Annotated in this window: 10 protein-coding genes; 4 read left to right on the top strand and 6 right to left on the bottom strand. The window is 65.9% G+C overall.

Going from position 1 to position 6602, the window contains the following annotated elements; genetic code table 11:
• Nucleotides 1-1343 precede the first annotated feature (1343 nt).
• Nucleotides 1344-1631: a hypothetical protein gene (locus ACXJKR_RS02450; protein ID WP_457320436.1), complete on the top strand. Its 288-nt coding sequence runs from the start codon at nucleotides 1344-1346 to the stop codon at nucleotides 1629-1631.
• A 273-nt stretch (nucleotides 1632-1904) separates the two neighbouring features.
• Here the strand turns inward: ACXJKR_RS02450 and ACXJKR_RS02445 are convergent, their stop codons facing one another.
• Entirely contained in the window at nucleotides 1905-2222 is a 318-nt protein-coding gene (locus ACXJKR_RS02445; protein WP_056201233.1) for a hypothetical protein, read from the bottom strand.
• Nucleotides 2223-2346: 124 nt separating this feature from the next.
• On the opposite strand from ACXJKR_RS02445, the gene ACXJKR_RS02440 reads away from it, so the two are divergent.
• Nucleotides 2347-2727 carry a phosphopantetheine adenylyltransferase gene (locus tag ACXJKR_RS02440; protein WP_457320434.1) on the top strand — a complete coding sequence of 127 codons (381 nt, stop codon included), beginning with the start codon at nucleotides 2347-2349 and terminating at the stop codon, nucleotides 2725-2727.
• Nucleotides 2724-3494: a helix-turn-helix domain-containing protein gene (locus ACXJKR_RS02435; RefSeq protein ID WP_457320432.1), complete on the top strand. Its 771-nt coding sequence runs from the start codon at nucleotides 2724-2726 to the stop codon at nucleotides 3492-3494. The genes ACXJKR_RS02440 and ACXJKR_RS02435 overlap by 4 nt, the downstream gene beginning before the upstream one ends.
• A gap of 32 nt (nucleotides 3495-3526) precedes the next feature.
• On the opposite strand, the gene ACXJKR_RS02430 is transcribed toward ACXJKR_RS02435, so the two are convergent.
• From ACXJKR_RS02430 to ACXJKR_RS02420, 3 genes are all read right to left on the bottom strand, one after another.
• Complete coding sequence (locus ACXJKR_RS02430) at nucleotides 3527-3667, bottom strand: S26 family signal peptidase (RefSeq protein WP_457320438.1); 141 nt, start codon at nucleotides 3665-3667, stop codon at nucleotides 3527-3529.
• Between the two features lie 178 nt (nucleotides 3668-3845).
• Nucleotides 3846-4118 carry a hypothetical protein gene (locus tag ACXJKR_RS02425; protein ID WP_457320430.1) on the bottom strand — a complete coding sequence of 91 codons (273 nt, stop codon included), beginning with the start codon at nucleotides 4116-4118 and terminating at the stop codon, nucleotides 3846-3848.
• Nucleotides 4109-5131, bottom strand: coding sequence for a hypothetical protein (locus ACXJKR_RS02420; protein ID WP_457320428.1), 1023 nt, complete (start codon nucleotides 5129-5131; stop codon nucleotides 4109-4111). The genes ACXJKR_RS02425 and ACXJKR_RS02420 overlap by 10 nt, the downstream gene beginning before the upstream one ends.
• Nucleotides 5132-5532: 401 nt before the next feature.
• On the opposite strand from ACXJKR_RS02420, the gene ACXJKR_RS02415 reads away from it, so the two are divergent.
• Complete coding sequence (locus ACXJKR_RS02415) at nucleotides 5533-5751, top strand: hypothetical protein (protein ID WP_056201214.1); 219 nt, start codon at nucleotides 5533-5535, stop codon at nucleotides 5749-5751.
• Here ACXJKR_RS02415 and ACXJKR_RS02410 read toward each other — a convergent pair.
• The gene (locus ACXJKR_RS02410) at nucleotides 5748-6362 is read right to left on the bottom strand and encodes a hypothetical protein (protein ID WP_457320426.1); all 615 of its coding nucleotides are present in this window, start codon (nucleotides 6360-6362) and stop codon (nucleotides 5748-5750) included. The genes ACXJKR_RS02415 and ACXJKR_RS02410 overlap by 4 nt on opposite strands.
• Nucleotides 6355-6576: a hypothetical protein gene (locus tag ACXJKR_RS02405; RefSeq protein WP_056201207.1), complete on the bottom strand. Its 222-nt coding sequence runs from the start codon at nucleotides 6574-6576 to the stop codon at nucleotides 6355-6357. Before ACXJKR_RS02405 ends, ACXJKR_RS02410 begins: the two co-directional genes overlap by 8 nt.
• Nucleotides 6577-6602 lie beyond the last annotated feature (26 nt).

Raw genomic sequence — 6602 nt, 5'->3', positions numbered from 1 at the left:
GGCTTCTTCAGCCGTGCATGCTCGGCGTCGAGCGCGACCTGGCAGCTTTCGTAGGTGGGTTGCGGCGCCTCGACCCGCACCACGGGCTCAACAGGCTCCCGGGGCTCGTCCGAGCCGACACTGCCCTCGCCCCTGAGAGACAGCAGGACTTCGCGCGTGCCGGACATGGACCGGGGTCGTGAAGGCGGCGAGTCTGTGTCCGGCAAGGGCTTGTCCATTGGCACTCCAGGTTCTGGCTGGGTTAGTGACCTTGACCCCAGGCCGGTTCCCTGAGCCGGCGCATCAAAGAAGGGATGGCGCGGCCGCTCATTCCCATCTCGCCTCATCCGCCCTGTGCGGGTTGCTGCCGGAGCGCGGCGCCCTGTGCCGGGGGCCGCAAGGCCAGGCCAGGCGAAGACTCACAGCGACCCAGACCGCGTCGCCGATGCCCTGCTCACTGCGGGCCGAGCGAGCCGCCATCGCTTCTTGCGAGCCATGCGGCGGGCCGAGCAGGGGCGGCTCGTTTACCCGGGTGAATCCGCACTGGTCCAGCGGGCGATTTGAAACTTACATTCCCCATATCGCCGCCGCCTGACGCCACCGTACGGTGGGCGGTTCAGTCCAACAGGTTTATCCGCCACCGCTATGCCAACACTTCTTCCAACCTCGCCTGGGCGGCGGATAAACGCTATTCGTTAGAACTCACCGGGAAAGCAGCGCATGAACAACGCACTTGGCCTGCATCGCGGTCACCGCAGGTTCCGCAATCCCGTTGAGGGCAGGTACTTCCTGTACTCGAGGCCGGAGCACATCGACGCCATATGCGAACGTTGCGGAGATCGCGTCTCTTTCACTGCTGTGAGTGTTCCAACGCATCTCTATGACGAGAGCAGCGGGGGTTACGCGATGGTTCAGGGCGAAATCGGAGGATCTATTGCCGGCCGCGCCGCATGCACGAAATGCGGACGAATCGTCCGCTCGATTTCCTGGCCAGACGCGGCCTTCTTCCAGGTGCGAGTCCCTGAAGGAATTGTTTGGGCCTGGAGCGCTGAATACGTTCCAACGCTGCGTGCGCGGATCAAGGGCGACAGAGTAGCGCTTCGGAATCTTGTCGATGGCAACTGGGATCTTGCGCGATTCGTTTCTCGGCTTCCACGGTTTGCCGTACTCAMCAAGAACCGCCAGCGTGTATTGGCCGGGCTTGATTCGCTAAGTGAGGCGCGGTAGTCGTGAGCTCTAACAGGTTGTTCGACACGGACACGCACCGGCACTGCGCCGCAAAGCGTCTGGACGAGCCTACGCCATGCGGCGCAGTACCGGTGCGCGCCGGTCAACGCCGACGTTAGATGGCAGAAGGAGGCATCGTGACAATCCCAGCAGCAGAAGAGCTACAGCGCGCGATGTGCGAGTTTGTCGGCGCGTTCGAGATCGTCTTCCGCTATGACTGGGAGTACACGACGGTGATGATCGATCCCGATACCCCGTCCTTCCTCGAACCAGGGCTGTCTGACGAGAGTGAGGACTGGGGCGCGAGAGGCGCGCTTCTTGAAAAGTACCGCGCGCTTACGCAACTCATGACGAAGCATGGTCTTCGGCCTGCGTTCCCATTTCCCATCGAGAACCTGCCAGGGTCACCCAAGGAGCAGTGGTGAAGCCGCGCTGTCTGCCATCTAACCTTTTGCTGCAGCGGACGGCTTCGCCGTCCGCTGAGCGCAAACGTTGAACGGCTGCTTCCGCGAGGCGCTGGCGCGCTTTGCCAAATACGAGGCGCAGATCCGCCGCGAATACGCCCATGTGCCGGCGGCCGTCTTCAATGAAAAGCGCGGTGCCATCCCGGCCGGCTTTCTGGCGCGGCCCGCGCTCTACGGCACGCGCCCTGCGCGAGCGTTTCGAGGCGCGGGCACGTACCAATCTGCAAGCCGCGCTCAGCGGCTTGGCACAGCCGGCCCCGCCTTGAACTCGCTGCGGCCCGAAGGCTTGAGCAGCAGATAGAGCAGCGGCCCAAAGGACCCGGCGGCCAGCGTGATCAGCGCGAACGGCCAGACCGTGCGCCCCGTCTGCCGCGCGTCGCGCCAGATGAAGCCCAGCGCGATCCACGACATGATGACCAGGTCCGCCAGCACCTGCCAGGCACCGAGGCTGCTCATGCCGGCCTGCCAGATGCCGAGGTAGCCGACCTGCCACATCACATAGGTCGAGAAGGCACCGAAGGCGGCGAGGGCGAGGATCAGAACGGTTCGCATGGCAATCTCCTTGAGGGATGGTTGACGGGTGGTAGATGGCGCCATGCTCGCCAGTCGTGCGCAGCGCCGCAATGACCTCCGAGGTCATCGCGGTGCCGCCGCGCGTGGCCTATGGTCCGGTTCCATGAAGCTGCTCGTTCCCGTCACGCTGGCCCTCGTCGCCCTGCTGCATGCGCTGCCGCTGGCCGGCGTGCTCGGCGCCACCAAGCTGTCAGCGCTCTACGGCGTCGATGCCCGCGACCCCGCGCTGGAACTGCTGCTGCGCCACCGCGCCGTGCTCTTTGGCCTGCTCGCGGCCCTTCTCGCCTGGGCCGCCTGGCAGCCGGCGCTGCGCGGCCTCGGGCTCGTCGCGGGCCTCGTCAGCGTCGCATCCTTCCTGCTGCTGGCCTTGCAGGCCGGTCCGCTATGGTCGGCCCTGGCCACCGTCTTAAAGCTGGATGTCCTCGCGCTGATGCTGCTGCTCGTCGCCGGCATCGTCCACCTGCTACCCATGCCATCGCCATGACCGCCACCCTCGCCACCCTGCGCAAGTCGCGCCGCGTCAGCCAGCTGGAGCTGTCGCTGCGCGCCGGCGTCTCGCAACGCCATCTCAGCTGCATCGAGACGGGCCGTGCGCGCGCCGGCCGCGAGACGCTGATCGCCCTGCTCGACTCCCTCGGCGCGACGCTGCAGGAGCGCAACCAGGCCCTGCTGGCCGCCGGCTACGCGCCCGCGCACACGGAGCGCGCGCTGGACGCACCCGAGATGGCGCCGGTGCGCGCCGCGCTGGAGCAGCTGATCCACGCCAACGGCGCGGCGCCGGCCCTGGTGCTGGACGGCGAATACAACGTCGTCATGGCCAACGAGGGCCTGGCGCGGTTGATGACACTGCTGGGCTTGCCGGGCCAGGCGATGCTCGGCCAGCCGCTGAATCTGCTGCGCGCCGTCTTTGCGCCCGGCGGGCTGCGCTCGCTGTGCGTGGACGAGGCCTGGCTGTGCGGCGAGATGTGGGCCCGCGCCTGCCGCGAGGCCGAGCACCTGCCGCGGCTGCGCGCGCTGCTGGACGAGCTGCGCCCGACGCTGCAGCCCTGGGCCGCGGTCGAGACCGGCACCCTGCCGGTGCTGGCCTTTCGCCTGCGTGCGGCGGACGACCGTGTACTGAGCTTCTTTTCGACCATCACCAGCTTTGGCACGCCGCTGGACATCACGCTGGCGTCGTTGAAGGTGGAGCACCTGTTTCCCAGCGATGAGGCGACGCGTTTGGCCTTGCGGGATGGTCGTGGCGAGCAATGACGGCGAACTCGCAGCCCCAGGGCCTCCTGCGACTACGACCCGACAAACACGACCTTGCCGGCGATGTGATCGGCTGGCAGGAAGCCCCACATCCGGCTGTCGTTGCTGTTGTCGCGATGGTGGCCAAGTACGGCGTATTTGTTGCCTTGCAGCGCCTCGACGAATCGGGGAATGGTCCGTTTGGATTCGGGATCGACGTAAGTCCCCTGCGGGCCACAGCGGCACGGCCTCGCCGTTGCTGAACAGCCGTTTGTCGCGATAGGCGATGCGGTCAGGTCGCCTCAATGGGACGTCGAGATGGGTGAGCCCTGGATGGCAACCGTTCAGGCGCTTAAGCKTCCATCGCGCTACTCAACGACCCACAAGTACCGCTAGGCCGCAGAGCACGCAGACGAGCTCGCCCATCAAAACCATCTTGCTGAGCCGGTAAGGCGTCTCCATCGCTTGGCGGCGTTTGGCCTCCACAAGGTAGGCAATGAAGGCGACGACGAATAGCGCCCCTACGAGCCAGCGCACATTGGCTTCGCGCCCCGCTGCAAGGGCCCCGATAGACAGAAGGCCGATCAGCGCGATAACGGTCCGGCCTGCCATCAGCCATCTGTCCTGCGAGAGGTTCATTTGCATGACATGCGCTCGTTGTCGGCCCACGGACTGCTCACTCCGAAATCGCCGCCGCCCGTGTAGAACGTTGCCCTTGGCCCGCCTGGAAGGAAGCTGTTAAACAAGTTCGATTGCAGCTGGCCGATTGCAGAACGGACCGACGCGGAAATGGAGTCGAATGCCGTTCCATTCAATAGGCTTGTGACTGAATTCGCGAAGCCGTCGACAGTTCGGCCCACTACGTCCGCTGACGCGGCATAGGTAGAAGGCGAATAGGTTGACCAAAGGCTGTTGATTGCCGACCCGAATGCATAGCCTGCGCCATAGGCCACGCTAAACCGCGTGGCTGCAAAGGAGGCCGTCTCGAAGAGCGCACCAGCCACTCCCAACGATCCGACCGGCGCAGTGCGGAACGATAGATATATCTCGCCGATCGTGTACCCGACAGTTGGCCCTGAATCAGGCCTCATCATGCCGTCCGAGGCCCCGCCGTAGGCGAATGAGGCCGTTGTTGCGCGTGATTTCGAAGGGTTCAAAGAGCGTGTGAGTGCGTAGGCATTCGCAGGGTTCACTCGATGGACTGCCGCGTACGTGTCCTCAAATCCGAAATGATCCCCAACGCGGCCGATAGCGGCGGCATCAGCCGATGCCGCGATGATGTCCAGCAGCAAAGGTGTCCTGCCACTGTTCAATGCCGACCGGTTGTAGAGCATAGCCAGATCGTTGAGCTCAGCGTCACTCAGCGCGCTCAACAGAGTGCGCACCTCTCTGGACTTCATCTTTCGAAAGTTCTGCTCGGCGACGAGTTGGAAATTCGCCGAAATCGCTGAAGCGGCTTCCCACGGTGTAGACGCTCCCTGCTCGAGGGTAAGGATCTCATCCGTGCTCTGACGCAGAGCTGCCGAGGATGCTGATGCGGTTGGTGAGCCTGGGAGGGATTTCGCTCCATTGCAATCATCATCATCACCTCCGGCAAGCGCCAGCCCGGAGGAAAGTGAAGCAGATGCGGCGACTAGAAACGTGCGACGGGTGGACAAAGCGACTCTCCAATGGTTGATGTCTGGACAATCCTAGGAGGCAGAACTCCGCTTGAAAAGGCAGTTATGGCCCACTACTAGGGATGCCGGGCGCGTGAAAAGTGACGCTTGTGCGGGCCTGTTGTTTGCCGTGCGGAGAACCGCGAAACCCGACTTTCAGTTGCCTTTATGACGGCTCTGATACCAGCGCGCTTGGACCGGCTGGGCACGGCGCCGTCCAGCGGACTTGCGGCTGCGAATCGCCCGCCGGGCGGCAATCCGCCACACACCGTGCAACGGCGTGCCCGGCGCGGACCCATCCGTTGCCTAGGATGCACGGCAGGGTCGTCCGGGCTGCTGCCACGCAAGCCTCGCTGACCCTGCCGCGGCACGGTGCCGCGCGATGCAGACGCTTTTCTTTGATGAAACTTCCCACCGTCGTGGCGACGGACGCTGTCGTCCGGTCCATTGAACTGGCCCAGGTCCAGGCCTCCCGCAGGGTCGCCCTGGGCTCGCAGCCCCTGATCAGCCAGATGCCCTTGCAACAGGCGATCACCGTGACCAGCCTCGGGGGACAGTCCACGCGCGCCGTCTTTGGCGTCGTGGGCGTGGCCCGCTACGAGGCGGTCGGCAAGCTTTAGCGCCCGGCCCGCCCCAGGCTGTCGACAAAGGCCGCGCAGGCCCGGCTCGCATCGGGATGGCTGCGCCAGCTTTGCGCGAATGCGCGCAGGGCCGCGCGCACCTCGCGCGGCATGGTGCCGTCCAGCGAGTCGTCGGCGACGGCGCACAGGTGGCCGGCGTAGAGCGTGCGCGCCTCGGCGTCGCAGTCGAGCAATTCCATCACCGCGCTGGCCAGGGTCTGGAACTGCTCGGGCGACAACTCGGAAGTCCCTCTCGACTCGCCTGCGCGGGGCCAGGCGGCCAGGCACAGGTACTCGATGGGCCCCAGGCTGCGCCGCTGCACGCCCGCCTGATGCGCACCCCAGGCCGCGCGCGAACCGCTGGGCAGGCGGCCCTGGCAGAGGGACTGGGCCAGGGTCTGGGCCACGGCGGCACGGGCGGCATATTCGCCGCGCAGATTGACTTCGGCCAGCACGCGCAAAAAGGCCGGATAGAGCTGGTCGCCCAGGCCGGTGCAGATGGTCTCCATCAGCGCGATGGCCCCTTCCTGGCGGGGGCCGAGGTCGAGGCAGCCACCGATGAGCGCCTGGGCGGCCTCGGCCCAGCGCGGCTGGGCCAGCAGTTCAGGCAACGAGGGCGGCGAGCACGCGCTCCGCGTGCTGCTGGACTGAAAGCCCGCGCTGGTCGACCGCCACGTCGGCACGCAGCGTGGCGGCGCCGCCGGCGCCCAGCCCGTCCAGCCAGGCCGGTTCACCGGCACGCGGCGCCGCCGCAGGGGCATTCAGCGGGCGGAGGGACGCGGTGGAAAACAGCGAGGCGGAGGAGGAAAGCGGGGCGCCGATCATGGCTGTGGCGGAGGTGGGTGGCAGTT

Source organism: Roseateles sp. P5_E11 (assembly GCF_054049355.1).
Note: the sequence above shows the minus strand (reverse complement) of the source record. Positions and strands in the feature narration are given on the sequence as shown.